This is a genomic window from Pseudomonas sp. LTGT-11-2Z (assembly GCF_003691445.1).
In the GTDB taxonomy this organism is placed as follows: Bacteria; Pseudomonadota; Gammaproteobacteria; order Pseudomonadales; family Pseudomonadaceae; genus Aquipseudomonas; species Aquipseudomonas monteilii.
The window spans coordinates 1,433,830-1,459,746 of the sequence record NZ_CP033104.1 but is presented as its reverse complement, the minus strand read 5'-3'; the positions used below and the strand labels follow the sequence as shown (position 1 = coordinate 1,459,746).

The window sequence follows — 25,917 nt, the reverse complement described above, 5'->3', positions numbered from 1 at the left end:
CTGGTAACTCCAAACCAGCGCCCGCGCCATGGACCTTGTCATCGCCCGCCCCGAAGGCCTCTACTGCCCGCCCGGTGATTTCTACATCGACCCTTGGCGGCCCGTGGACCGCGCCGTGATCACCCATGGCCACGGTGACCATGCACGGACCGGCAATGGCCATTATCTGACCGCCAGCCCCGGTGCTGGCATTCTGCGTAGCCGGTTGGGCCAGGGCATCGATTTACAGACCCTGCCCTACGGTGAGCGCCTGCTTCACCATGGGGTGACCCTGAGCCTGCACCCGGCCGGACACGTGCTGGGTTCGGCACAGGTGCGCCTGGAGTACCAGGGTGAAGTCTGGGTCGCGTCCGGTGACTACAAGGTGGAGCCCGATGGCACCTGTACGCCCTTCGAACCCGTGCCGTGCCACACCTTCATCACCGAATCGACGTTCGGCCTGCCCATTTATCGCTGGCCCAGCCAGGCTGAGGTGTTCGCCGACATCAATGCCTGGTGGCGGGCCAACAGCACACAGGGCAAGGCCAGCGTGCTGTTCTGCTATGCCTTCGGCAAGGCCCAGCGGATCTTGCATGGGCTGGACGCCAGCATCGGCCCGATCCTCGTGCACGGCGCCGTCGAGCCGCTCAACCGCGTGTACCGGGACGCCGGTATCCACCTGCCGAAAACCCTCTACGCCGGCGATATACCGCGCAACGACCCACTGCTGCGCCAAGCGCTGGTCCTGGCGCCCCCGTCAGCCAGCGGCAGTAGCTGGATGCGCCGCTTCGGCGAGTACAGCGATGCCTTCGCCAGTGGCTGGATGCTGTTGCGCGGCACCCGCCGGCGGCGCGGTGTCGACCGGGGCTTCGTCCTCTCGGACCATGCCGACTGGCCCGGCCTGCTGTGGGCAATCGGCCAGACCGGCGCCGATCGGGTGATGGTCACCCACGGCTCGGTCAACGTGCTGGTGCGCTACCTCAACGAACAAGGCCTCGATGCCCGCGCCTTCGCCACCGAATACGGCGACGAAGACGACGTCGTCACTGCCGAACCCACACCATGAAAGCCTTCGCCACGTTGTACCTGCGCCTGGATGCGACCACGTCCAGCAACGCCAAGCTTGAGGCACTGCGCGACTATTTCGCCAATGCCCCCGCCGAGGATGCCGCCTGGGCCGTGTACTTTCTGGCCGGCGGGCGCCCGCGCCAGCTGGTGCCCACTCGCGTGTTGCGCGCACAGGCAACGGCTCAGGCCGGGTTGCCAGACTGGCTCTTCGAAGAAAGCTATCAGGCAGTGGGTGACCTGGCCGAAACCATTTCGCTATTGCTACCCATACACGCCGATGGCAGCGATGAAGGCCTTGCCATCTGGGTGGAGCAGCATTTGCTGCCCCTGCGCGGGCTACCGCCTGAGCAGGTTCAGCAGCGCCTGCAGCCGCTCTGGGCGCAGCTGGATCGCCCCAGCCTGATGCTGTGCCTGAAGCTGATCACCGGCAGTTTTCGCGTGGGCGTATCGAAGTTGCTTGTCACCCGCGCCTTGGCGCAACTGGCCGGGCTGGACGCCAAGCGCGTGGCCCAACGCCTGGTCGGTTACACCGATATTGGCCATCGCCCTACCGCAGCCAGCTACCAGAAGCTGATCGCCCCGGAGTCCGCCGATGAGCATCGCCAGCGTGGCGGCCAGCCCTACCCATTCTTCCTGGCCCACCCGCTACAAGCCTCTACCGACCAGTTCGATACTTTGCTCGGGCCGCCAAGCAACTGGCAAATCGAGTGGAAGTGGGACGGCATTCGCGCCCAGGTGGTCAAGCCGAGGGCCAGCTGTGGGTGTGGTCGCGCGGCGAAGAGCTGGTGACCGAGCGCTTCCCCGAACTGCACAGCCTGGCGCAGACGCTACCCGATGGCGTGGTGCTCGACGGCGAGATTCTGGTCTGGAAACCAGGTGCTACAGAGGCTGAACTGGCCGTGCAGCCTTTTTCCCTGCTACAGCAGCGCCTGGGGCGCAAAACGCTGGGCAAGAAATTGCTGACCGACGCACCGGTGGTGTTGCAGGCCTACGACCTGCTGGAGTGGCAAGGCGAAGACTGGCGCAACCGGCCGCAGCACGAGCGCCGCAGCCAACTGGAACGCTTGGTCGATGCGTACCCGCTTGCCCCCGTGCTGCTGTCGCCGCTGCTGACAGGCCCGGACTGGGCCAACCTTGCCCACCAGCGCGAACAGTCGCGCAGCCTGGGTGTCGAGGGCCTGATGCTCAAGCAGCGCGAGGCCCTTTACGGTGTGGGGCGCACCAAAGATATGGGTACCTGGTGGAAGTGGAAGATCGACCCGTTCAGCGTCGATGCCGTGCTGATCTATGCCCAACGCGGCCACGGCCGGCGTGCAAGCCTGTACAGCGACTACACCTTCGCCGTGTGGGACGCACCGGCCGGCACCCCGGAGCGAGCATTGGTACCCTTTGCCAAGGCCTATTCGGGGCTCAGTGACGAAGAAATGCGCAAGGTCGATGCCATCATCCGCAAGACCACGGTGGAAACCTTCGGCCCGGTACGCAGCGTAACGCCTACGCTGGTGTTCGAACTGGGATTCGAAGGCATTGCCTTGTCCAGGCGCCACAAGAGCGGTATTGCCGTGCGCTTTCCGCGCATGCTGCGCTGGCGGCTGGACAAGCCGGTGGAAGAGGCGGATGACCTGGCCACCTTGCAGGCACTGCTGGCCTGAAAGGTCGCGACCCCAGTGAGGCGCAACGCTAAAAACTATGCTTCTATCAGTGTGCCGACCTGTGTCGCAGACCGTATTCGCCACGCATCCAGGACCACCATGCACCATTCAACCCACGACCTGCTCTCTCCCGTTCCGGGCATCACCCGCCAGTTGCACAGCTTCCACTTCGGCCCTCGCAGTGGCGGCAAAGTCTATATCCAGGCCTCCCTGCATGCCGACGAACTGCCCGGCATGCTGGTGGCATGGCACCTCAAGCGCCGCCTGATAGCGCTGGAAGAACAAGGCCGCCTGCAGCGCGAGATCATCCTGGTGCCGGTGGCCAACCCGGTCGGCCTGGAGCAAGTGCTGCTGGATGCGCCGCTGGGGCGCTTCGAACTGCAAAGTGGCGAGAACTTCAACCGCAACTTCGTCGACCTGTCGGACAGCATCGGCGACCAGATCGAAGAGCACCTGACCCAGAACCCGGCGCACAACGTCGAGCTGATCCGCGAATACCTGCGGCGTGGGCTGGACGCGCACCCGGCCCGCACACCGCTGCAAGCCCAGCGCCTGATCCTGCAGCGCCTGGCCTGCGATGCCGACATGGTGCTGGACCTGCACTGCGACTTCGAAGCCGTTGAACACCTGTACACCACACCCGATGCCTGGCCACATATCGAGCCGCTGGCCCGCTACCTGGGCGCCCAGGCCAGCCTGCTGGCCACCGACTCGGGCGGGCAGTCGTTCGACGAATGTTTCAGCCTGGTCTGGTGGCAGTTGCAGCAACGCTTCGGCAAGCGCTTCCCGATCCCGCTGGGCTGCTGCTCGGTCACTGTCGAACTGCGCGGCCAGGCCGATGTCAGCCATGACCTGGCCAGCAAAGACTGCCAGGCGATACTCGACTTCCTTACCCACGCAGGCGTTATCGAAGGCGCCAGCCCTGCCCTGCCGCCCTTGCCCAGCCCGGCCACGCCGCTGGCTGCTGTCGAACCGGTAGTGACGCCGCTGGGCGGCTTGCTGGTGTATCACGCCATACCCGGACAGCACCTGGAAGCTGGGCACTTGATTGCCGAAGTCATCGACCCGCTCAGTGACCGGGTAACGGCTGTGCGCAACAGCCAACCGGGCCTGCTGTATGCCCGCAGCGTAAGGCGCATGGCCACTTCTGGCATGGTCATCGCCCATGTTGCTGGCGAGCAGGTATGTCGCAGTGGCTACCTGCTGAGCAACTGATTCGGTAAAACCATTGCACCTGGCGGGCGGTCTGTAGAAGCACAGTCTTCAAAGGACCACTTGCCTCATGCCCGCCACCGACCTTGCCAATGCCTGGTTTGCCAGGCGTGGCTGGAAGCCATTCGCTTTCCAGCGCCGCGTTTGGGCGGCTGTGGCGCGCGGCGAGTCCGGCCTGCTGCACGCCAGTACCGGGGCCGGCAAGACCTACGCCGTGTGGCTCGCCGCGCTTCGTGCGTTCAAGACCCAGCCCCAAGGCAGCCAACCGGTGCCATTGCAGGTGGTGTGGGTGACGCCCATGCGTGCCTTGGCCGCCGACACCGCACGCGCCCTGCAGGTGCCCGTGGATGAACTGGCGCTGCCGTGGAGCGTTGGGGTACGCAGCGGTGACACAGGCAGCGCAGAACGAGCCCGACAAGCTCGGCGCCTGCCAAGTGTGCTGGTCACCACACCCGAGAGCCTGACGCTGCTGCTGACGCGCGCACAGGCCCGCGAAGATTTCGCCACCCTGCGGCTGGTGGTGGTGGATGAATGGCACGAACTGCTGGGTAACAAGCGCGGGGTACAACTGCAGTTGGCCCTGGCCCACCTGCGCCACTGGCATCCAGGCCTGCCGACCTGGGGCCTCTCCGCCACCCTGGGCAACCTGCAACATGCGCTGGACGTTCTGCTGCCGCAAGGCGGCCTGCTGGTACAGGGCCGACAGGACAAGGCGCTGCAAGTCGATACCCTGCTGCCAACAGCGATCGAACGCTTCCCTTGGGCCGGGCACATGGGCCTGAAGATGCTCGACCAGGTCAGCCAGGAAATCGAGGCCAGTGCCAGTTGCCTGGTGTTCACCAACACGCGCGCCCAAGCCGAGCTCTGGTACCAGGCCCTGCTTGAAGCCCGCCCTGACTGGGCCGGACTGATTGCCCTGCACCATGCCTCGCTGGCCCGCGATACCCGCGACTGGGTGGAACGTAGCCTCAAACAGGGCAGCCTGAAAGCGGTGATCTGCACGTCCAGCCTTGACCTTGGCGTGGACTTTCTACCCGTGGAACGGGTGTTGCAAATCGGCTCGGCCAAAGGCATCGCCCGCCTGATGCAACGCGCCGGGCGCTCCGGGCACGCACCGGGGCGGCGCTCGCGGATCACCCTGGTGCCTACCCACAGCCTGGAACTGGTGGAGGCAGCTGCAGCCCGACAGGCACTGATAGCCGGGCACATCGAAGTCCGCTGCTCGCCGCAACTGTGCATGGACGTGCTGGTGCAGCACTTGGTCAGCATGGCCTTGGGCAGTGGTTTTCGCCCCAAGCAGCTACTGGCCGAAGTGCGCAGCACCTGGGCCTTCCGCGCGTTGCGCGACAGCCAGTGGCAGTGGGCGCTGGACTTCGTCTGCCACGGTGGCAGTTCACTTTCCGCCTACCCGGATTACCAGCGCGTCGAGCCCCGGCCCGACGGCGTTTACCGGGTTGCCAGTGAACGCCTGGCACGGCGCCACCGCATGAGCATCGGCACCATCGTCAGCGACGCCAACCTGCAACTGAAATACTGGAGCAAGGGCGGCGGGGGCAAGACGCTGGGCAGTGTCGAAGAAGCGTTCATCGCCCGCCTGCGTCCCGGCGACACGCTAGTGTTTGCCGGGCGGGTGCTGGAACTGGTACGCGTGGAAAACATGACCGCCTATGTGCGCCGCAGCACCGCGCGCAAGGCTGCGGTGGCACGCTGGAACGGTGGGCGCATGCCGCTATCGAGCGAACTGGCCGACGCGCTGGTCGAGCAACTCGATTCTGCGGCCCATGGCCGCTTTGACGGCCCGGAGATGCGAACCGTGCGCCCGCTGCTGGCGTTGCAGGCACAGTGGTCGGCGTTGCCAACCACCGGCACGCTGCTGGCCGAGACCTTCAAGTCCCGCCAGGGCTGGCACGTGTTCTTGTACCCCTTTGCCGGGCGCCTGGCCAACCTGGGCCTGGCCAACCTGATTGCCTGGCGGGTCAGCCGCGTACAACCGCTGTCGGTATCGATTGCCGTCAACGACTACGGGTTCGAACTGCTCAGCCCTGCGCCGGTGGACTGGATAACGCACCTGCCAAAGGCGCTGGGTACCGAGCACTTGCTGGAAGATGTGCTGGCCAGCCTGAATGCAGGGGAAATGGCACTGCGGCGTTTTCGCGAAATTGCCCAGATTGCCGGGCTGGTGTTTGGCGGCTACCCGGCGGCACAGAAGAGCACTCGACAGATCCAGGCATCCAGCGGGCTGTTCTATGAAGTGTTTCGCAAGCATGACGCCGGTAACCTGCTACTCGGCCAGGCACGGGACGAAGTGCTGGGCGAGGAGCTGGAGATCGAGCGGCTGCGTCGGCAATTGCTGAAAATGGCCAGCCTGAAGCTGGACCTGCAGGTATTGAAGCGACCGGGGCCGCTGGCGTTCGCTTTACTGGTAGAGGGCATGCGCGAGACGCTGAGCACCGAGAAGCTTGCAGACCGGATTGCGCGAATGGTTGCAGAACTGGAACAAGCGGCAGGTAAGGCATGAGTGACCAGCCCATCGAACACGCAGGCCAGGTGCTCTGGCTGCTTGCCGACAAGGCCATCTATTGGCCCAGGCGCCGAGCATTGCTGGTGGCCGACGTACACATCGGCAAGGCTGCCAGCTATCGTGCCCTGCACCAACCTGTACCGCGTGGTACCACAGACGCGACGCTCGCCCGGCTGGATGCCTTGCTGGCAGTCCATGACTGCGACCAGTTGATCGTTCTCGGGGATTTCCTCCATGCACGTACTGCCCGGGCGCCTGCAACGCTGGCCAGGCTGCATGCGTGGCGGCAGCGCCACGCGCACCTGAATATTGTGCTGATACGCGGCAATCATGATCGCAACGCCGGCGATCCACCTGCATCGCTTCGCATTGAAGTCAAGGATGAGCCTTGGATACTGGAACCTTTCGCGCTACAACACGAACCAACGCCTCACCCGGCTTACCCAGTGCTGGCCGGCCATGTGCACCCGGTTTTTGTGCTGCGCGGCACGGCTCGCCAGCGCCTGCGACTGCCATGCTTCCTGATCGACGCTCACGTCAGCCTGCTGCCGGCTTTCGGAGAGTTCACCGGTGGCTGGAAGATCGCACCATCCGGCACCAGCCGGGTATACCTGGCTGGCGCAGGGCGCGTCTGGCCGCTGTAACGGCGTTCAGGCGACAGGTGCTGGCGGCGGCTCATCCGGTAAGGTCGGCTCGCCCGGCTCCATGGGTGGCCTCTCGCCAGGCTCTGGTGGCTGCGGGGTATCGGGGTCAGGCTGATGGGGCACGCCCCCCGCCTGCATGGGCAGCGGGTGCGCCAGCAATGACCAGGGCAACAACCCCACGTGGTTGGGCTGCAGGCCTGCCAGCTTGGCACTGATTGCGGGATGGAGTTTCATTGGCTGCTCCTGACGAAAGCCGATGCACATCATACGCACCGGCATTACATCGTTGGAGTGCCAAAGACGCGGGTAATTCCCCGCGCTTGTCGGCTCAGGTGCGCGGCAGGGTGACGCCGCGCTGGCCCTGGTATTTGCCGCCCCGGTCCTTGTAGGACACTTCGCACTCTTCGTCAGACTGCAAGAACAGCATCTGCGCCACGCCTTCGTTGGCGTAGATCTTCGCCGGCAGCGTGGTGGTGTTGGAGAACTCCAGCGTCACGTGGCCTTCCCACTCGGGCTCCAGCGGGGTGACGTTGACGATGATGCCGCAACGTGCGTAGGTGCTCTTGCCCAGGCAAATGGTCAGCACGTCACGCGGAATGCGGAAGTATTCGACGGTGCGGGCCAGGGCGAAAGAGTTTGGCGGGATGATACACACGTCGCTCTTGATGTCGACGAAGCTGCCGGCATCGAAGTTTTTCGGGTCGACGGTAGCCGAGTTGATGTTGGTGAACACCTTGAATTCGTCGGCGCAGCGTACGTCGTAGCCATAGCTGGAGACGCCAAAGGAGATCACCCGGCTGTCTTGTTCGCCGCGCACCTGGCGCTCGACGAACGGTTCGATCATGCCGTGTTCCTGCGCCATGCGGCGAATCCACTTGTCCGATTTGATGCTCATGGCGGGGGTGTCCTGAAGAGTTGCGTGGTGAAAATCGTGACGCGCATCTTACCGGTCCCGGCGCCCAGGTTAAAGTTCTATGCCTCATCCCGCGCCGGGCGGGGGCTTCAGCCGCCGTCGATCCGAATTTGCGTAAAGCGCCTTCTGACCATTGGCAGGTTGCGGAAAGTGGGGTAAGGTGGCGCCACTGTGCTGCACGTGACACCGAGAATCTCTAGTTTGATGCACGATCCTGATCGGCCCATCGCTGAATTTTCTGCTCTCTTTGCGCTCAGTCCCGGGCAGGGTTTTTCCTGACCGTTATCAAATTGTCCAAGGAGACAGAAAAATGTCCAACCGTCAATCCGGTGTTGTTAAGTGGTTCAACGATGAGAAAGGCTACGGCTTCATCACCCCTCAGTCGGGCGACGACCTGTTCGTGCACTTCAAAGCCATCCAAGCTGACGGCTTCAAAACCCTGAAAGAAGGCCAGGCTGTTACTTTCGTCGCTACCCGCGGCCAGAAAGGCATGCAGGCTGAAGAAGTTCAGATCGCCTAAGTCGATCTAGCTTCCTGGCTTTCAAAAAAACCCGCCTTCTGGCGGGTTTTTTTATGCCTCCCTGAAAGACCGAGTCGCCTGTTCGCGGGCAAGCCCGCGATGCAGGTGACTTGGTCTGCGGTCAGTCTTCGCTGATGGTAATGCTCGGCATCGCCGGCGCCGCCGCCTCTTGCAGCACAATCCGCGCGCCTACCTGGCGGGCCAGTTCCTGATAGACCATGGCAATCTGGCTTTCCGGCTCGGCTATCGCCGTCGGCTTGCCGCTGTCGGCCTGTTCGCGGATCAACATCGACAATGGCAACGACGCCAGCAGGTCAACGCCATACTGGCTGGCCAGCTTCTCACCACCGCCTTCACCGAACAGATGTTCGGCATGGCCGCAATTCGAACAGATATGTACGGCCATGTTCTCAACCACACCCAGCACAGGGATGTTGACCTTGCGGAACATCTCCACACCCTTCTTGGCATCCAGCAACGCCAGGTCCTGCGGCGTGGTGACGATCACCGAGCCCGCCACCGGCACTTTCTGCGCCAAGGTCAGCTGAATGTCGCCAGTACCCGGCGGCATGTCGATCACCAGGTAGTCCAGGTCATCCCAGGCGGTCTGGGTGACCAGTTGCAGCAGCGCACCGGAAACCATCGGGCCTCGCCAGACCATCGGTGTGTTGTCGTCGGTGAGGAAGGCCATGGACATGACCTCCACGCCATGGGCCTTGATCGGCACGAACCACTTTTGCTCGCGAATCTGCGGACGGGTGCCTTCGGCAATACCGAACATCACGCCTTGGCTAGGGCCGTAGATATCGGCATCGAGAATACCCACCCGCGCGCCTTCGCGGGCCAGCGCGAGTGCCAGGTTGGCCGCAGTGGTCGACTTGCCCACACCGCCCTTGCCCGAGGCCACGGCGATGATGTTCTTAACGTTGGCCATGGCCGGCACCTGGGCCTGGGCCTTGTGAGCGGCGACCACGCAGTCGATCGATACCTGGGCGCTGCTGACACCCTCAAGGTTGCCGATGGCCGTCTGCAACACCTGGGCCCAACCGTTCTTGAACAAACCGGCGGCATAGCCCAGCTGCAATTGCACGCTGACCTGCCCGCCCTGGATGTCGATGGCGCGCACGCAACCGGCGCTGACCGGATCCTGGTTCAGGTAGGGGTCGGTGTACTGGCGAAGCACGCCTTCGACGGCGGCACGGGTGACGGCACTCATGGAGACTCCCATTGGCAAACTGAATGTAAAACAGGCGCCTATCCTAACCCGTCAATCGTCAGTAGATGCGCATGCGGGGTGAAATATCTTCGCCAGCCCTTTATAGTGGCCGATCATCCTTAATTTTTACCCCGTCGCCAGATAAGTAGCCGAGCCACCATGTCCGAGCCACGTCAGATTCTCGTCACCAGCGCCCTGCCCTATGCCAATGGATCCATCCATCTAGGCCATATGCTCGAGTACATCCAGACAGACATGTGGGTCCGCTTCCAGAAAATGCGTGGCAACCAGTGCATCTATGTCTGCGCCGACGACGCCCACGGCTCGGCCATCATGCTGCGCGCCGAAAAGGAAGGCATCACCCCGGAGCAACTGATCGCCAACGTTCAGGCCGAGCACAGCAGCGACTTCGCCGACTTCCTGGTGGATTTCGACAACTTCCACTCTACCCACAGCGAAGAGAACCGCGAGCTGTCGGGCCTGATCTACACGCGCCTGCGTGAAGCCGGGCACATCGCCACCCGTTCGGTGACCCAGTACTTCGACCCGGAAAAGGGCATGTTCCTGGCCGACCGGTTCATCAAGGGCACCTGCCCCAAGTGCGCGGCGGAAGACCAGTACGGCGACAACTGCGAAAAATGCGGTGCCACCTACGCGCCTACCGAGCTGAAGAACCCCAAGTCGGCGATCTCCGGCGCTACCCCGGTGCTGCGTGACTCCCAGCACTTCTTCTTCAAGCTGCCAGACTTCCAGGCCATGCTGCAGCAGTGGACCCGCAGCGGCACCCTGCAGGACGCGGTAGCCAACAAACTGGCCGAATGGCTGGACTCCGGCTTGCAGGAGTGGGACATCTCCCGCGATGCGCCGTACTTCGGTTTCGAAATCCCGGGTGAACCGGGTAAATACTTCTACGTGTGGCTGGACGCGCCAATCGGCTACATGGCCAGCTTCAAAAACCTCTGCGCACGCCGCCCGGAACTGGACTTCGATGCGTTCTGGAACGAAGGCTCCAAGGCCGAGCTGTACCACTTCATCGGCAAGGACATCGTCAACTTCCACGCCCTGTTCTGGCCAGCCATGCTCGAAGGTGCCGGCTTCCGCAAGCCGACTGCCGTCAACGTGCATGGCTACCTGACCGTCAACGGCGCGAAGATGTCCAAATCGCGCGGCACCTTCATCAAGGCCCGCACCTACCTCGATCACCTGCAGCCGGAATACCTGCGTTACTACTACGCAGCCAAGCTGGGGCGTGGCGTCGACGACCTGGACCTGAACCTGGAAGACTTCGTGCAGAAGGTCAACTCCGACCTGGTGGGCAAGGTCGTGAACATTGCCAGCCGCTGCGCCGGCTTCATCCACAAAGGCAACGAAGGCGTGATGGTAAGCGGTGATGCCGCGCCTGAGCTGACCGAAGCCTTCCTGGCTGCCGCTCCGTCCATCGCTGAAGCCTATGAAGGCCGTGACTTTGGCCGCGCCATGCGTGAAATCATGGCACTGGCCGACCGCGCCAACGCCTGGATCGCCGACAAAGCACCGTGGTCGCTGGCCAAGCAGGAAGGCAAACAGGATGAAGTGCAGGCCATTTGCGCCCAGGGCATCAACCTGTTCCGCCAGCTGGTGATCTTCCTCAAGCCGGTACTGCCGGTGCTGGCAGCAGACGCCGAGGCTTTCCTCAACGTTGCCCCGCTGGCCTGGAACGACCACCTGTCGCGCCTGGAAAACCATAAACTGAACCCGTTCAAGGCCCTGATGAGCCGCATCGAACCGGCCAAGGTCGAAGCCATGGTCGCCGCCAGCAAGGAAGACCTGCTGGCAGCCGAAGCCAAGGCCCCGGCCGGCAACGGCGAGCTGACCAAGGATCCGCTGTCGGCAGAAATCGAGTTCGACACCTTCGCTGCCGTCGACCTGCGCGTGGCGCTGATCGTCAAAGCCGAAGCCGTACCGGGTGCCGACAAACTGCTGCAACTCACCCTGGACATCGGTGACGAGCACCGCAACGTGTTCTCCGGCATCAAGTCGGCCTACCCCGACCCGTCCAAACTGGAAGGCCGCCTGACCATGATGGTCGCCAACCTCAAGCCCCGGAAAATGCGTTTTGGCGTATCCGAGGGCATGGTCATGGCAGCCGGCCCTGGCGGTGAAGAAATCTACCTGCTGAGCCCGGACAGCGGCGCCAAGCCAGGCCAGCGTATCAAGTAACACCCCCTGCCCCGGCCCTCGTGCCGGGGCAGTTTCTTCTGCGCCTTGATTACCGGACAATCACCCGCATTCCCGGCTATCGTCATCTCATGAGCGATTACCTTCTGGTCCTGATCGGCGCCGCGCTGGTCAATCACCTGTGCCTGTTGCAGCAGCCAATCCCCCGGCTGAACCTGCATGTGCATGGCCTGACCTGCGCTGTGTGCATTGCCTTGGGCACGATCGGCGCACAATTGCTGATGCGGGGGGTACTTGCCCCGCTGCACATCCCCGACCTTGCCCTGTTCCTGTTATTGCCCTGGCTGGCACTGCTCGCCTGGGGCTTGCCTTGGCTGCTGGCCAAGTGGCGCCCGGGCTGGCCCGTAGTCGGGTTGCCAGCGCTGCTGTCGAGCAATGCCACAGTGCTGGGGCTCGCCCTGCAGCAGGCAGGCGATGACAGCACCTGGCCCTCGACGCTGCTGCAAGGTTTACTGGCGGGCGGCGGCTTCTGGCTGGCACTGGTGTTGTTCGCCGATTTGCGCCCGCGCAGTGCCCATGCCGATATCCCCGGCGCACTGCGCGGCCTGCCACTCGAGTTGATCGGCGCCGGGGTGATGGCCATGGCATTTTCCGGCTTTAACGGCATGTTCGGACAATGATCAGCCAGCCCGATCCGCGACTGCGCACCAGTATGGGCCTGGTCCTGCTGGCCTGTTTGCCTGGACTGCTGGCGTTGTTGTGGTTGCATGGCTGGGGCATGCTGCTGAACCTGTTGCTAAGTGCCACCGCCGCATTGCTGTGCGAAGCTGTGCTGCTGGCGTTGCGCGGCCAAACGCTGAGCACAGCGCTAGGCGACGGCAGCGCACTGGTAACCGCCGTGCTGCTGGCGGCCGCCCTGCCCACCCAGGCCCCGTGGTGGTTGCCGGTGGTCGCGGCAAGCGTTGCCATCGGTTTCGGTAAACAGGCTTTTGGCGGCGTCGGACGCAACCCGTTCAACCCGGCCATGGTCGGTTATGCCTTCGTGCTGCTGAGCTTCCCGTTGCAGATGAACCATTGGCCGGGGCAACCCCCAGGCCTGCTCGAGAGTTTGCAGCAGGTATTCACCGGAGGCGAACAGATCGACGCCTGGGCCCGGCCGACGTTGCTCGACGGCCTGCGCCACAACCGCAGCCTGACCATCGAGGAGCTGTTTGCCAGCCATCCAGGCTTCGGTAACATCGGCGGGCGCGGCAGCGAATGGGTCAACCTGGCATTCCTGCTCGGCGGCCTGTTCCTATTGCAGCGCAACGTGATCAGCTGGCATGCACCACTGGGCCTGCTGACAGCGCTGTTCGTTTTCAGCCTGCTGAGCTGGAACGGCTCTGGGTCGGACTCCAACGGCTCGCCCTTGCTGCACCTGTTCTCCGGCTCGACCATGCTGGCAGCCTTTTTCATCGCCACCGAGCCGGTGTCGGGGCCCAGGAACGAACGGGCCAGGCTGTACTTCGGCCTGGGTGCCGGCCTACTCATCTACCTGATTCGCACCTGGGGCAGCTACCCGGATGGCACCGCGTTCGCCGTCCTGCTGATGAACCTCATGGTACCCACGCTTGAACGCCTTACGGCACAGCCCCAACAGGCCGCCCGATGAAACGCCTGACGCATGATGTGAGCTTGCTGGTGCTGATTGGGGTATTGGCAGTGTCTGCCACGCTGGCATGGCGGCACTTGACCGGCCCAGCCATCACCGGTGCCGAGAAGCAACTGCAAAGCCGTCAACGGCTGGCCGTGCTGCCCGAGGGAAGTTATGACAACCAACCGTTGGACAGCCCGCTCGCGAAGCCCGAGGCGCAGCGGCCCAACAGCCGCATCCTCGCGGCTTACCGTGCCACGATGGCGGGCAAACCAAGCGCGATCGTCCTGGTCACTCAAACTCAAGGTTATGCCGGGCCAATCGTACTGAGCGTGGCCATCGCCACGGACGGCCGCCTGATCGGCAGCCAGGTCATGGAGCAACAGGAAAGCCCCGGTCTGGGCGCACGCCTGGGCGACCCGCAGTTGCACTGGCTGGGGCAATTCGACAACCGCCATCAGGGCGACCATTGGGCGCTGAAGCGAGACCAGGGTGACTTTGACCAACTGGCCGGCGCGACCGTGACCTCACGGGCGGTGATCACCGCGCTGCAAGAGGCGCTGAGCTATTTCGATGAGCAGCGCAGCGTACTGCTGGAGGGTGCAGCACATGAATAGGTTCTGCCTGCTGGCCGTAAGCCTGACACCCCTGCTGGGCGCTACCCGAACACTGCATGAGGGCATCGCCATTGGCCTGTGCGCAGTAGTGATGGGCAGCCTGCATCAGCTTTTGCTGACGCCGCTGCGCCAGCGCCTGGCCAGCTGGGCCTATGTGCTAGCCAGCTTGCTGATGCTGGCAGCTTTGGCCAGTTGCCTGCAAATGGCCCTGCGCGCAGGGTCGCTGCCTTTGGCACTTGCCCTGGGCCATTATCCCGCCCTGCTTTGCCTGCAGTGCCTGGCCTGCGATCATCTGCTGCCCGAACAAGGCCGCTGGCGCATGCTCGCCAGGTATTTCAGTGCGGTATTTGCCCTCTGCCTGGTGCTCGGCGCCAGCCGCCAATGGCTGGCCAACGTTGCCGAACTGCACGTGGCCAGCCTGGCCCCGGGCGCCCTGCTACTGCTCGGACTGCTGCTGGCCTTGTACAATCGCTTGCGTCCGGGCCCTGCCCACCCACGTCGTCAAGGAAAGCTCTGAATTCATGAATGCCGCCAAACGCCTGGAGATTTTTCGCAGGCTGCACGAAGACAATCCAGACCCGAAGACAGAACTGGCCTACACCACCCCGTTCGAGCTGCTGGTCGCCGTGACACTGTCCGCGCAATCCACCGACGTCGGCGTCAACAAGGCCACTGCCCGCCTGTTCCCCGTCGCCAATACGCCCGAGGCCATCTATGCCTTGGGCGTTGAAGGCCTTAGCGAGTACATCAAGACCATCGGGCTATACAACAGCAAGGCCAAGAATGTCATAGAGGCCTGCCGGCTGCTGATCGAACGTCACGGCAGCCAGGTGCCACAAACCCGCGAAGCCTTGGAGGCGCTGCCCGGCGTGGGCCGCAAGACCGCCAACGTGGTGCTCAACACAGCGTTCCGCCAGCCGACCATGGCGGTGGACACCCACATTTTCCGGGTGAGCAACCGCACGGGTATTGCGCCTGGCAAAACGGTGCTGGAAGTGGAAAAGAAACTGGTCAAGTTCGTGCCAAAAGATTACCTGCTCGATGCCCACCACTGGCTGATCCTGCACGGGCGCTACGTGTGCCAGGCGCGCAAGCCAAGGTGCGGCAGTTGCAGGATCGAAGATTTGTGCGAGTACAAGCACAAAACCTCCGACGATTGAGGCGATAGCTGGAAACCCCTCACCACGATTGAAAAAATCTTTTTTACCGGCGCCTGCTTTCTGGTTATAAGGACGGCCAATGGCACCTTGGCTTGGAGCGACTCATGAGTACCGATAAAGACGACCTGTCGATCGAAGATGATTTTGTTGCCGCAGACGATGACGCGGAGCCCCAGGTGGAACCCGCAAAGACCAACCTGAGCAAACGCCGCACCATCGATAACATGCTGGAAGAACGGCGCCTGCAAAAGCAGTTGGCCGATTTCGACTACGACCTGTAAAGCCGGACCTGTAGCCTTGGCGAAGCCTCCAGACTGGAGGCTTCAAGGCTTGGCGGTCAGTTCAGTCCTTGCCGCTGCGCCAACTCGATCAGGTCAACCAGCGACCGTGCATTGAGCTTGAGCAGCAGCCGCGACTTGTAGGTACTGACCGTCTTGTTGCTGAGGTACATGCTGTCGGCAATCTCCTTGTTCGAACGCCCTCGCGCCAGTTGTTGCAGCACCGTCATTTCACGCGCGGAGAGGCGGTTGACCATGTCCACCTCGGTTCCCGCCCCCCTGCCACGTGACGCGTGCAAGGCCTGGTTAGGGAAGTAGCTGTAACCCGACAACACCGCCTTGATGGCGCTTAACAACTCGGTAAGTTCCTGCTGCTTGCACACGTAACCCGCAGCGCCCGCCTGCATGCAACGCATCGAGAAGTTGCCAGGGGCCTGCGATGTCAGCACCAGTACCTTGCTAGCCGGGCTGAACGTCGTCATGCGGGCGATCACCTCCAGGCCATCCAGTTTCGGGATCCCGATATCCAGCACCACGATATCCGGCAGGTGTTGCCGAGTAAGCTGCAGCGCAGCCACTCCATTATCGGTCTCCGCCACGACGTCATACCCATGCCGCTCCATCAGCATGCGTACGGCCAGGCGTATGACCGGATGATCATCCACGATAAGCACTTTATTCATGCGATATCCATTCATTCATTGTTTTGCTTTGGCACGCCACGATAACCGACAGGACGCTTGATGGCGCGGCGATTTACTGACGAAACTCATGGACAGACAAAACTTACAACACTTACAGAAATTTCCTACACTTCACGACCAAGGTTGTAACAAACGCGTTCCTTAGCACCCAAACAACGGTATCACCCGCCTGCAAAAACGCACCAGTTGAAAACTGAACATCTGCTGGCGAAACGTCCAACTCAAACACGCTGAAAAAACAAAGCCGAGTGGCTTTATGTCGATTATTCCTCACCTGGAAAACAATCCAGTCTTTAGTTGAGTACCGCAGTAAGGTAATGATGGGCAAAACCGCTGGAGATGGCCCATATGACCCAAGCACAACCTGTTGCCCCGCTGACGATCATTGCCATCTTCGCGGGGATTATCGAAGCCTCCGCCCTTGCCACACTGCCCTTTCTCAGCGAGTCCAGCCAAAAGCTCTACACTTGGTTCCTGGTAGGCTTTCCGTTCTTTCTGACGGCACTGTTTTTTCTCACGCTCAACTTCAATTACAAGTCGTTCTACAGCCCGCCACCAAACAAGATGGCACACGACAAAACGCCAACTGTGAACAGTGTCATCAGTGATGCCCCTGAGGCGGCGCAAGGCGAGCCTGTCACGTTCATGTTTTCCGGCCCCGACGCTTATCGCATGATGGAACAACAACTCTTGCATGCACTTGCCCAACCGCCCGTACCGCCCCGAATATGGCGCTTTTGCAACCTGGAAAAACGTCAATGTGCGCAGCTGTCGATCAGTGCACTCGAGGGTGATTTTGTGAGCCAACACAGTTGAATGCCCTGACTTTTCTACACGCAAAAAAAACCCCGGCTTAAGCCGGGGTTTTCATTGCACAAGCGCGCAATCAGAGCATCGAACGGCCCTTGTTGGCGGCAATGCGCATGCGCAGTGCGTTCAACTTGATGAAGCCTGCAGCATCGGCCTGGTTGTAGGCGCCGCCATCTTCCTCGAAGGTCGCGATGTTGGCATCGAACAGCGAATCGTCCGACTTGCGGCCAACCACGGTAACGTTGCCCTTGTACAGCTTCAGGCGCACGACACCGTTCACGTTGACCTGGGAAGCGTCGATCATCTGCTGCAGCATCAGACGCTCCGGGCTCCACCAGTAGCCGGTGTAGATCAGGCTGGCGTACTTCGGCATCAGCTCATCTTTCAGGTGAGCGACTTCGCGGTCCAGGGTGATCGACTCGATGGCACGGTGCGCCTTGAGCATGATGGTGCCGCCAGGGGTCTCGTAGCAGCCACGCGACTTCATGCCGACGTAACGGTTTTCCACGATGTCGAGGCGGCCGATGCCGTTGGCACCACCGATACGGTTCAGGTCGGCCAGGACGGTGGCCGGGGTTTTCTCGACGCCATCAATGGCAACGATATCGCCGTTGCGGTAGGTCAGCTCGATGTAGGTCGCCTGGTCCGGGGCGTTCTCAGGCGAGACGCTCCAGCGCCACATGTCTTCTTCGTGCTCGGTCCAGGTATCTTCCAGGACACCGCCTTCGTAGGAGATGTGCAGCAGGTTGGCGTCCATCGAGTACGGCGACTTCTTCTTGCCGTGGCGCTCGATCGGGATGCCGTGCTTTTCGGCGTAGTCCATCAGCTTCTCGCGGGACAGCAAGTCCCACTCACGCCACGGGGCGATGACCTTTACGCCAGGCTTGAGGGCATAGGCCCCCAGCTCGAAACGAACCTGGTCGTTGCCTTTGCCGGTAGCGCCGTGGGAAATGGCGTCAGCACCGGTTTCGTTGGCGATTTCGATCAGGCGCTTGGCGATCAGCGGACGGGCGATGGAAGTACCCAGCAGGTACTCGCCTTCGTAGACGGTGTTGGCGCGGAACATCGGGAACACGAAATCACGCACGAACTCTTCGCGCAGGTCGTCGATGTAGATCTCTTTAACGCCCATTGCCTGAGCCTTGGCACGGGCCGGCTCGACCTCTTCGCCCTGACCCAGGTCAGCGGTGAAGGTCACCACTTCGCAGTTGTAGGTATCCTGCAGCCACTTGAGAATCACCGAAGTATCAAGGCCGCCGGAATACGCCAGTACGACCTTTTTTACGTCCGCCATGCCATCACTCCACGGGGTTGTACGGAAAGGGATCGATTCTAACGGCCTTGCAGATAAAATTACAGTGGGGCGACAGCTTCTGACGACAAAGCGACAGGAACTTTCGATGGCGCGACGAGGCTTACGCCTTGGTATATTCAGCGCCTGTGGTGAGCACCCATGGCCAATACGGTCTCAGGGCGCCTTCGCCCCCGGCGCGGCAGCAGCCGGGCTGGCTGGAGCTGGAGCTGGGGTAACAGACGCCGCTGGCTCAACCGGTTTCTCCACTGGCTTCTCAACCACCGCAACCCGATCCAGTTCGATATTCACTCGCCGGTTGCGCGCCCGGTTGGCAGGGCTGTTGTTTTTCGCCACCGGGTACTGCTCACCATGGAAACGCAGGATGATCTGCTCTTCCTTCAAGCCATGGGCCTTGAAGTAATCAGCCACCGACAATGCCCGACGGCGCGACAGGTCGCGGTTGGTCAAGCGGTTGCCGCTATTGTCCGAATGGCCGTCGAGCTCGATCTGGTTAACCGTCGGGTCGGCTTTCATGTAGTCAAGGATCAGGTCCAGACGCGCCTTGGCGGCTTCATCCAGTTCAATGCCGCCCCCCGGGAAGCCCACCTGGGTCTGACGCACCTGGTCGTAGTTCATCGCAAGCAGCTTGCCCGCGCAGGCCTGATAGTCGCTGTAAGCCTTGGCAAAGCTGACCGGCAACACCCGCACCTCCATCGGCCTGCCCGCCTCACCGGCATAGTTGCGCACCACCGTGCTGCGCCCGTCGAGCAGGCCATTGATCAGGCGGCTGGCCTGGCCTTGGGACGAGTTGAACAACACTCCGGTACGGGCCATGCGCACACTGCCCAGGTTGATGTCGCCGCGCCCGGGTTGCCATGGGGCCGCCGCCGCCAGCAGGCTGGCGGTGCCTGCACCCAGTAGGTTGCTGTCCGAGCGCAACTGGAACACCGGCTGCTCACCCGCCCGGCGTACGAACTCCCCGCTGCCGAAACCTTCGATCGGCTGGATCAGACGGCACTCGAACTGGTCACCCTCGACCTTCCAGGCAATGTTCTCCATGCGCGTCTGGAAAGTCAGTGCACCGGCCGGCAGGCTGGCGAACAGGGTCAACAGGGCTAGGTAACGCTGGCGCACGGGCGGCTCCACAAATTCTGACGGCTTACCTGCAGGCTATCGGACGCTGGCCGGAAAACTTGATAGCCGTGCTCGACCCAGGGTTTTCCGGTAGCATTAGGGCTTGAGTTCGACCCGCCTGGAATCCCCAATGTCCGATCGCCTGACCCTCCTGCGCCCCGACGACTGGCACATCCATCTGCGCGATGGTGCCGTCCTGCCCCACACCGTTGGCGACGTGGCGCGTACTTTCGCCCGTGCCATCATCATGCCAAACCTGGTTCCTCCGGTGCGCAATGCCGCCGAGGCTGGCGCCTACCGTGAGCGCATCCTTGCCGCGCGCCCGGCCGGTAGCCGCTTCGAGCCGCTGATGGTGCTGTACCTCACCGACCGTACCAGCCCCGAGGACGTCCGCGCGGCCAAGGCCAGCGGCATCGTGTACGCCGCCAAACTGTACCCGGCCGGCGCCACCACCAACTCCGACTCGGGCGTGACCAGCATCGACAACATCTTCCCGGCCATCGAAGCACTGGCGGAAGTTGGCATGCCCCTGCTGGTGCATGGCGAAGTGACCCGTAGCGAAATCGATGTGTTCGACCGCGAGAAGCGCTTCATCGACGAGCACATGCGCCGTCTGGTCGAGCGCTTCCCTACGTTGAAAGTGGTGTTCGAACACATCACCACCGGCGATGCCGCGCAGTTCGTCACCGAGGCCCCGGCCAACGTTGGCGCGACCATCACCGCTCAGCACCTGCTGTACAACCGCAACCACATGTTGGTTGGCGGCATTCGCCCGCACTTCTACTGCCTGCCGATTCTCAAGCGCAACACCCACCAGGTGGCGCTGCTGGATGCGGCCACCAGCGGCAACCCGAAGTTCTTCCTTGGCACAGATTCGGCACCTCACGCCCGTCACGCCAAGGAAGCCGCCTGCGGTTGCGCCGGTTGCTACACTGCCTATGCGGCCATCGAGATGTACGCCGAAGCGTTCGAACAACGTAACGCACTGGACAAGCTTGAAGGCTTTGCCAGCCTGCACGGCCCGGCTTTCTATGGCCTGCCGGCAAACACCGACACCATCACCCTGGTCCGCGAAGAGTGGACCGCCCCGGACAGCCTGCCGTTTGGCGAGCAGACGGTAATCCCGCTGCGCGCTGGCGAAAAACTGCGCTGGCGCCTGCTGGAGGACAACGCGTGAGCGAAGACCTCTACGAAGACGACCTCGACTCCCAGGGCAGCAGCGGCTCTCGCCACCCGATGGCCGAGCGCTTCCGTGGCTACCTGCCGGTCGTGGTGGATGTGGAAACCGGTGGTTTCAACAGCGCCACCGATGCCCTGCTGGAAATTGCCGCCGTCACCATCGGCATGGACGAGAAAGGCTTCCTGTTCCCCGAGCACACCTACTTCCACCGGGTCGAGCCGTTCGAGGGTGCCAATATCGAAGCTGCGGCGTTGGAGTTCACCGGTATCAAGCTGGACCACCCGCTGCGCATGGCCGTCAGCGAGGAAAGCGCGCTGACCGACATCTTCCGTGGCGTGCGCAAGGCGCTCAAGGCCAATGGCTGCAAGCGGGCGATCCTGGTCGGCCATAACAGCAGCTTCGACCTGGGCTTCCTCAATGCAGCGGTAGCGCGCAACGACCTGAAGCGCAACCCGTTCCACCCGTTCTCCAGCTTTGACACCGCCACCTTGGCGGGCCTGGCGTATGGCCAGACCGTGCTCGCGCGCGCCTGCCAAAGTGCGGACATCGACTTCGACGGGCGTGAAGCGCACTCGGCGCGATACGACACCGAGAAGACGGCAGAGCTGTTCTGCGGCATCGTCAACCGCTGGAAAGAAATGGGCGGCTGGCGCGACTTCAACGATTGAGTTGATGCTGGGGGCGCTTCGCGCCCCAGAAGCCAGGCACAAAAAAACCGGCCACCAGGGCCGGTTTTTTCATGCGCGCCGCAATTACAGCTTGCCGGCGTTCTCGCTCAGGTAGGCAGCAACGCCTTCTGGCGAAGCGTTCATGCCTTTGTCGCCTTTTTTCCAGTTGGCAGGGCACACTTCGCCGTGCTCTTCGTGGAACTGCAGGGCGTCAACCAGGCGCAGCAGCTCGTCCATGTTACGGCCCAGTGGCAGGTCGTTGATGATCTGCGAACGGACAACACCGTTGGTGTCGATCAGGAAGGCGCCACGGAAAGCCACGCCGCCTTCGGACTCGACGTCGTAGGCTTTGCAGATTTCGTGGGTCATGTCGGCAGCCAGGGTGTACTTCACCTGGCCGATGCCGCCGTTGTTGACCGGGGTGTTACGCCAGGCGTTGTGGGTGAAGTGCGAGTCGATCGAAACGCCGATCACTTCAACGTTGCGGGCCTGGAAGTCCGGGATGCGGTTGTCCAGGGCGATCAGCTCGGACGGGCAGACGAAGGTGAAGTCCAGCGGGTAGAAGAACACCAGGCCGTACTTGCCCTTGATGGCCGAAGCCAGGTTGAAGCTGTCGACGATCTCGCCATTGCCCAGCACGGCTGGAACGGTGAAATCGGGGGCTTTCTTACCAACGAGTACGCTCATTGTAATCTCCTGATGAGGGTGAAAAACCGTTTGCCGGGCCAGACGGGCTTGCCCGACATCCAACAAAGGCCGACCATCATACACGGCTTCTGGTGACAGGCCGAATCCATCAGGCGGGCAACCGCCGGTCGCTCAAGCACGGCCCTTTCAGAAAGTCCTTTGACAAGCATTCTCATTAACATTAAGCTCCACCCCATCGACTCAACCCGCGATGGTCAGCCCTTATGTATGTGTGTCTTTGTCTCGGCGTTACCGACGGACAGATCCGCGATGCGATCTATGAAGGATGCTGCAGTTACAAGGAAGTGCGAGCCGCGACCAATGTCGCAAGCCAGTGTGGCAAATGCGCCTGCCTGGCCAAGCAGGTGGTCCGCGAGACCCTGACCGAGCTTCAGGTCAGCCAGGCAGCCCTGCCCTACCCTGTGGAATTTACCGCAGCCTGAATGCCCAGATTTCAAAGAACCGGACCTTGTGTCCGGTTTTTTTATGCCTGTAATTCAATAAGTTAGCGCCGCAACGCGGTTCACAAACATTCTTATTCCTATTAATTTTCACTTATTATTCAATAACTTAGGTTTGACACTCCTAAGTATCGGGATCAAACTTCGCTGTATTGGCACACTTCTACAGGGCAGGAACCCGAAATGAAAGGCGACGTAAGCGTCATCCAGCATCTCAACAAGATCCTCGGAAACGAGCTGGTCGCGATCAACCAGTACTTCCTGCACGCACGCATGTACGAAGATTGGGGCCTGAACAAACTCGGCAAGCACGAGTACAAGGAATCCATCGACGAGATGAAGCACGCTGACAAACTGATCAAGCGTATTCTGTTCCTCGAAGGCATCCCGAACGTTCAGGACCTGGGCAAGCTGATGATCGGCGAGCACACCAAGGAAATGCTCGAGTGCGACCTGAAGCTCGAAAAGAAAGGCCTGGTCGACCTCAAGGCAGCCATCGCCCATTGCGAAACCGCTGGCGACTTCGGCTCGCGTGACATACTCGAAGACATCCTCGAATCCGAGGAAGAGCACATCGACTGGCTGGAAACCCAACTGGGGCTGATCGACAAGATCACTATCGAGAATTACCTGCAGTCGCAGATGGGCGAAGAGTAATTCTTCACCGCATAAAAAAACCCGCGATGCGCGGGTTTTTTTATGCTTGCCGGAAAATCAGGCTTCGGAAGCCTTGGCCTTGGCAGCCGCTTCCTTGATCAGGGTTTGCAACTCACCCTTTTCGAACATTTCCAGCATGATGTCGCTGCCGCCGACCAGCTCACCGGCTACCCACAGCTGTGGGAAGGTGGGCCAGTTGGCGTACTTTGGCAGGTTGGCGCGGATTTCCGGGTTCTGCAGGATGTCGACGTAGGCGAACTTCTCGCCACAACCCATCACAGCCTGCGATGCCTTGGCCGAGAACCCGCACTGCGGGGCATTCGGCGAGCCTTTCATGTAAAGCAGAATGGTGTTGTTGGCAATCTGCTCTTTGATCGTATCGATGATATCCATCTAGCACCTCAGCTGAACTTTCCGACGCGGTCGTCGGCACGGTGACGCATTGTAACGGAAAGCCGAGCGGCGTGCTCGGCCTTACCATTGCTCATGCGGCCTCTACCTGCACGGGCACGCCATTGAGTGCAGCGTTGCCGGAAACCGCGTCCCGAAGGCGCTCGTCGGTCAGGTCATTGGCACTCACGCCGGGTTGTGTCTGGGCGATCTGCATGTGCACGCCCTGGCGGCCATGGCCGAAGCCATGGGGCAGGCTGACCACACTCGGCATCATGTCATCGCAGGCCTGTACCTCGACTTCAAGGTCCCCCGTGCGCGAGCGGATACGTACCCGCTGGCCGTCCTGCAGGTGCCGCTGCTGCAAGTCTTGCGGGTGCATCAGCAACTGATGACGCGGCTTGCCTTTCACCAGGCGATGGAAATTGTGCATCCATGAGTTGTTGCTGCGTACATGTCGGCGGCCAATCAGCAACAGTTCGCCGGCTATCGGAGGCGCCTGTTGCGCCAGGCGCTGCACGTCGTCCAGCAACACTTGGGGGGCTGCTTCGACAGCCTTGCTGGCAGTTGCCAGGCGCCCGGCGAGGTTGCTGCGCAAAGGCCCGAGATCGAGCCCGTGCGGGTGATTGGCCAGTGTTGCCAGCGAGAGCTGCCATGGCGTTGCCTCACCGTAGCGCCCTTTGCGCAGGGCCATGTCGATCATCTGCGCCGGGGCCCAGGTCGGTTTCAACGCCAGCTCGGCACGCCTGGCAAACGCCTGCGCCAGGCCGACGAAGATTTCCCAGTCGTGCAGCGCGCCTTCCGGCTTGGCCAGGATCGCCCGATTGAAACGGGTGACGTTGCGCACGGCCAGCAGGTTGAAGGTGCTGTCGTAGTGGTCGTTTTCCAGCGCGCTGGTGGAAGGCAGAATCAGGTCGGCATGCCGGGTGGTTTCGTTGATGTAGAGGTCGATGCTGAGCATGAACTCCAGCCCCTCCAGGGCTGCATCTAGCTGGCGACCGTTAGGTGTGGATAGCACGGGGTTGCCGGCCACTGTCACCAGTGCGCGAACCTGCCCTTCGCCTGGTGTCAACATCTCTTCGGCCAGCGCCGCCACGGGCAGCTCACCACCGTACTCGGGCAAGCCCGATACCCGGCTTTGCCAGGCGTTGAAATGGCCACCCGAGGTGGTCGCCACCAGATCGACGGCAGGCTCCGTACACAACGCGCCACCTTCACGATCGAGGTTACCGGTCACCAAGTTGATCAGTTGCACCAGCCAATGACAGAGGGTACCGAAGACTTGGGTAGAGACCCCCATGCGCCCATAACATACGGCCTTGCCTGCAGCGGCGAAATCCCGTGCCAGCTGACGGATATCCGCAGCGGCAATACCACAATGCACGCTCATGGCCTCGGCGCTGAGCGGCGCAAGCGCTTCGCGCACTTGTTGCAGGCCGTTGACCGGCAAGTGCGAACCCTGCGCCAGGCCGTCCTCGAACAGGGTGTTGAGCAAGCCACACAAAAAGGCCGCATCGCCACCCGGGCGAATAAACAGATGGGTATCGGCCATGGCCGCCGTCTCGCTGCGCCGTGGGTCTACCACTACCAGGCGCCCTCCCCGCCCGCGCAAGGCTTTCAGGCGCTTTTCCACATCTGGCACGGTCATGATGCTGCCGTTGGAGGCCAGCGGATTGCCGCCGAGAATCAGCATGAAGTCCGTCTGGTCGATATCCGGGATCGGCAGCAGCAGGCCATGGCCATACATGAGGTGGCTGACCAGATGTTGTGGCAACTGGTCCACCGAAGTGGCCGAGAAACGGTTGCGCGTCTTGAGCAGGCCAAGGAAGTAGTTGCTGTGGGTCATCAGGCCATAGTTATGCACGCTCGGGTTACCCTGGTACACCGCCACGGCATTGCGCCCGTGCGCTTGCTGGATCGCCCACAGCTTGTCGGCGGCCAGGGCAAAGGCCTCGTCCCAGCCAATGGCCTCCCAGCGCTCTCCCACCCGCTTGTGCGGCTGGCGCAGGCGGTCGGGGTCGTTCTGGATGTCTTGCAGGGCCACAGCCTTGGGGCACACATGGCCGCGGCTGAACGGGTCCTCGGGGTCGCCTTTGATCGAGCTGATCAGCGCCCGCCCATCGTCTTCGTGGCTGACTTCGATGTTCAGCCCGCAGATCGCTTCGCACAGGTGACAGGCACGGTGGTGCAGGGTCTTGGTCATGGCCGCCTCTGCCTTGTTGTTGTCGAACAGTGACTATGCGCCCGGCCCCTCCCCCGGGCCAGCGCCCTTCGCCGTGTGAATCCACCGACATCAGGCGCACGATTCGCGACAGCCATTTGCCAAATTGCCAGCAAGCCGTGTACAACCCTGTGTAGTAAA

Annotated in this window: 26 protein-coding genes and 1 pseudogene; 18 read left to right on the top strand and 9 right to left on the bottom strand. The window is 62.0% G+C overall.

The genetic code is table 11. The annotated features are described in order from the left end of the window. Positions 1 to 28: 28 nt before the first annotated feature. The 5 genes and pseudogenes from D8767_RS06660 to pdeM all read left to right on the top strand — a co-directional run bounded on the left by D8767_RS06660 (position 29) and on the right by pdeM (position 7,076). Positions 29 to 1,045, top strand: coding sequence for a ligase-associated DNA damage response exonuclease (locus tag D8767_RS06660; protein ID WP_016713763.1), 1,017 nt, complete (start codon positions 29 to 31; stop codon positions 1,043 to 1,045). Then, positions 1,042 to 2,699, top strand: a pseudogene (locus D8767_RS06655) (ATP-dependent DNA ligase). The gene D8767_RS06660 and the pseudogene D8767_RS06655 overlap by 4 nt, the downstream one beginning before the upstream one ends. A gap of 99 nt (positions 2,700 to 2,798) precedes the next feature. Beyond that, entirely contained in the window at positions 2,799 to 3,914 is a 1,116-nt protein-coding gene (locus D8767_RS06650; RefSeq protein ID WP_016713761.1) for a succinylglutamate desuccinylase/aspartoacylase family protein, read from the top strand. 67 nt (positions 3,915 to 3,981) lie between these two features. Next, positions 3,982 to 6,429, top strand: coding sequence for a ligase-associated DNA damage response DEXH box helicase (locus D8767_RS06645; protein ID WP_016713760.1), 2,448 nt, complete (start codon positions 3,982 to 3,984; stop codon positions 6,427 to 6,429). Then, complete coding sequence (pdeM, locus tag D8767_RS06640; RefSeq protein ID WP_016713759.1) at positions 6,426 to 7,076, top strand: ligase-associated DNA damage response endonuclease PdeM; 651 nt, start codon at positions 6,426 to 6,428, stop codon at positions 7,074 to 7,076. The genes D8767_RS06645 and pdeM overlap by 4 nt, the downstream gene beginning before the upstream one ends. A gap of 6 nt (positions 7,077 to 7,082) precedes the next feature. On the opposite strand, the gene D8767_RS06635 is transcribed toward pdeM, so the two are convergent. Continuing rightward, on the bottom strand, positions 7,083 to 7,310 hold the full coding sequence (locus tag D8767_RS06635; protein ID WP_016713758.1) for a hypothetical protein: 228 nt from the start codon (positions 7,308 to 7,310) through the stop codon (positions 7,083 to 7,085). A 94-nt stretch (positions 7,311 to 7,404) separates the two neighbouring features. Then, positions 7,405 to 7,971: a dCTP deaminase gene (dcd, locus tag D8767_RS06630; RefSeq protein WP_003258001.1), complete on the bottom strand. Its 567-nt coding sequence runs from the start codon at positions 7,969 to 7,971 to the stop codon at positions 7,405 to 7,407. A 328-nt stretch (positions 7,972 to 8,299) separates the two neighbouring features. Between dcd and D8767_RS06625 the strand changes: the two genes are divergently transcribed. After that, entirely contained in the window at positions 8,300 to 8,509 is a 210-nt protein-coding gene (locus D8767_RS06625; protein WP_003254922.1) for a cold-shock protein, read from the top strand. Positions 8,510 to 8,630: 121 nt separating this feature from the next. Here D8767_RS06625 and apbC read toward each other — a convergent pair whose 3' ends face one another. After that, positions 8,631 to 9,725 carry an iron-sulfur cluster carrier protein ApbC gene (apbC, locus tag D8767_RS06620; protein ID WP_016713757.1) on the bottom strand — a complete coding sequence of 365 codons (1,095 nt, stop codon included), beginning with the start codon at positions 9,723 to 9,725 and terminating at the stop codon, positions 8,631 to 8,633. A 159-nt stretch (positions 9,726 to 9,884) separates the two neighbouring features. Between apbC and metG the strand changes: the two genes are divergently transcribed. The 7 genes from metG to D8767_RS28645 all read left to right on the top strand — a co-directional run bounded on the left by metG (position 9,885) and on the right by D8767_RS28645 (position 15,573). Beyond that, on the top strand, positions 9,885 to 11,924 hold the full coding sequence (gene metG, locus D8767_RS06615; RefSeq protein ID WP_016713756.1) for a methionine--tRNA ligase: 2,040 nt from the start codon (positions 9,885 to 9,887) through the stop codon (positions 11,922 to 11,924). A gap of 89 nt (positions 11,925 to 12,013) precedes the next feature. Continuing rightward, on the top strand, positions 12,014 to 12,562 hold the full coding sequence (locus D8767_RS06610) for an Rnf-Nqr domain containing protein (RefSeq protein WP_016713755.1): 549 nt from the start codon (positions 12,014 to 12,016) through the stop codon (positions 12,560 to 12,562). Further along, the gene (locus D8767_RS06605; RefSeq protein WP_121757785.1) at positions 12,559 to 13,533 is read left to right on the top strand and encodes an RnfABCDGE type electron transport complex subunit D; all 975 of its coding nucleotides are present in this window, start codon (positions 12,559 to 12,561) and stop codon (positions 13,531 to 13,533) included. The genes D8767_RS06610 and D8767_RS06605 overlap by 4 nt, the downstream gene beginning before the upstream one ends. After that, positions 13,530 to 14,132: an RnfABCDGE type electron transport complex subunit G gene (locus D8767_RS06600; protein WP_016713753.1), complete on the top strand. Its 603-nt coding sequence runs from the start codon at positions 13,530 to 13,532 to the stop codon at positions 14,130 to 14,132. The genes D8767_RS06605 and D8767_RS06600 overlap by 4 nt, the downstream gene beginning before the upstream one ends. Further along, a complete protein-coding gene (locus tag D8767_RS06595) occupies positions 14,125 to 14,649 on the top strand; it encodes an Rnf-Nqr domain containing protein (protein ID WP_016713752.1) in 525 nt (174 codons plus the stop codon). Before D8767_RS06600 ends, D8767_RS06595 begins: the two co-directional genes overlap by 8 nt. Positions 14,650 to 14,653: 4 nt before the next feature. After that, complete coding sequence (gene nth, locus D8767_RS06590; RefSeq protein ID WP_009684568.1) at positions 14,654 to 15,292, top strand: endonuclease III; 639 nt, start codon at positions 14,654 to 14,656, stop codon at positions 15,290 to 15,292. 104 nt (positions 15,293 to 15,396) lie between these two features. Next, positions 15,397 to 15,573 (top strand): PA3496 family putative envelope integrity protein, encoded by a 177-nt coding sequence (locus tag D8767_RS28645; RefSeq protein WP_016713751.1) that lies wholly within the window; start codon positions 15,397 to 15,399, stop codon positions 15,571 to 15,573. A 56-nt stretch (positions 15,574 to 15,629) separates the two neighbouring features. Here D8767_RS28645 and D8767_RS06585 read toward each other — a convergent pair whose 3' ends face one another. Further along, complete coding sequence (locus D8767_RS06585) at positions 15,630 to 16,253, bottom strand: response regulator transcription factor (RefSeq protein ID WP_016713750.1); 624 nt, start codon at positions 16,251 to 16,253, stop codon at positions 15,630 to 15,632. 369 nt (positions 16,254 to 16,622) lie between these two features. Here D8767_RS06585 and D8767_RS06580 point away from each other — a divergent pair, with 369 nt between their 5' ends. Next, on the top strand, positions 16,623 to 17,090 hold the full coding sequence (locus D8767_RS06580) for a hypothetical protein (protein WP_016713749.1): 468 nt from the start codon (positions 16,623 to 16,625) through the stop codon (positions 17,088 to 17,090). A 70-nt stretch (positions 17,091 to 17,160) separates the two neighbouring features. On the opposite strand, the gene D8767_RS06575 is transcribed toward D8767_RS06580, so the two are convergent. Further along, positions 17,161 to 18,378, bottom strand: a complete 1,218-nt coding sequence (locus D8767_RS06575) for an argininosuccinate synthase (protein WP_016713748.1) — start codon at positions 18,376 to 18,378, stop codon at positions 17,161 to 17,163. A 174-nt stretch (positions 18,379 to 18,552) separates the two neighbouring features. Further along, positions 18,553 to 19,512 carry an OmpA family protein gene (locus D8767_RS06570; RefSeq protein WP_016713747.1) on the bottom strand — a complete coding sequence of 320 codons (960 nt, stop codon included), beginning with the start codon at positions 19,510 to 19,512 and terminating at the stop codon, positions 18,553 to 18,555. Between the two features lie 130 nt (positions 19,513 to 19,642). Here D8767_RS06570 and pyrC point away from each other — a divergent pair, with 130 nt between their 5' ends. Together pyrC and rnt are read left to right on the top strand one after the other, a co-directional pair. Further along, complete coding sequence (gene pyrC / locus D8767_RS06565; protein ID WP_016713746.1) at positions 19,643 to 20,689, top strand: dihydroorotase; 1,047 nt, start codon at positions 19,643 to 19,645, stop codon at positions 20,687 to 20,689. A gap of 59 nt (positions 20,690 to 20,748) precedes the next feature. After that, a complete protein-coding gene (rnt, locus tag D8767_RS06560; RefSeq protein WP_225917480.1) occupies positions 20,749 to 21,360 on the top strand; it encodes a ribonuclease T in 612 nt (203 codons plus the stop codon). An 84-nt stretch (positions 21,361 to 21,444) separates the two neighbouring features. Here rnt and D8767_RS06555 read toward each other — a convergent pair whose 3' ends face one another. Next, positions 21,445 to 22,047, bottom strand: a complete 603-nt coding sequence (locus D8767_RS06555) for a peroxiredoxin (RefSeq protein ID WP_012273884.1) — start codon at positions 22,045 to 22,047, stop codon at positions 21,445 to 21,447. A 224-nt stretch (positions 22,048 to 22,271) separates the two neighbouring features. Between D8767_RS06555 and D8767_RS06545 the strand changes: the two genes are divergently transcribed. Continuing rightward, positions 22,272 to 22,490, top strand: a complete 219-nt coding sequence (locus tag D8767_RS06545) for a bacterioferritin-associated ferredoxin (RefSeq protein ID WP_016713743.1) — start codon at positions 22,272 to 22,274, stop codon at positions 22,488 to 22,490. Between the two features lie 201 nt (positions 22,491 to 22,691). Beyond that, entirely contained in the window at positions 22,692 to 23,165 is a 474-nt protein-coding gene (gene bfr, locus D8767_RS06540) for a bacterioferritin (protein WP_016713742.1), read from the top strand. Positions 23,166 to 23,222: 57 nt separating this feature from the next. Here the strand turns inward: bfr and grxD are convergent, their stop codons facing one another. Next, positions 23,223 to 23,558 (bottom strand): Grx4 family monothiol glutaredoxin, encoded by a 336-nt coding sequence (gene grxD, locus D8767_RS06535; RefSeq protein WP_016713741.1) that lies wholly within the window; start codon positions 23,556 to 23,558, stop codon positions 23,223 to 23,225. 91 nt (positions 23,559 to 23,649) lie between these two features. After that, positions 23,650 to 25,758: a molybdopterin oxidoreductase family protein gene (locus D8767_RS06530; RefSeq protein ID WP_016713740.1), complete on the bottom strand. Its 2,109-nt coding sequence runs from the start codon at positions 25,756 to 25,758 to the stop codon at positions 23,650 to 23,652. Positions 25,759 to 25,917: the final 159 nt, after the last annotated feature.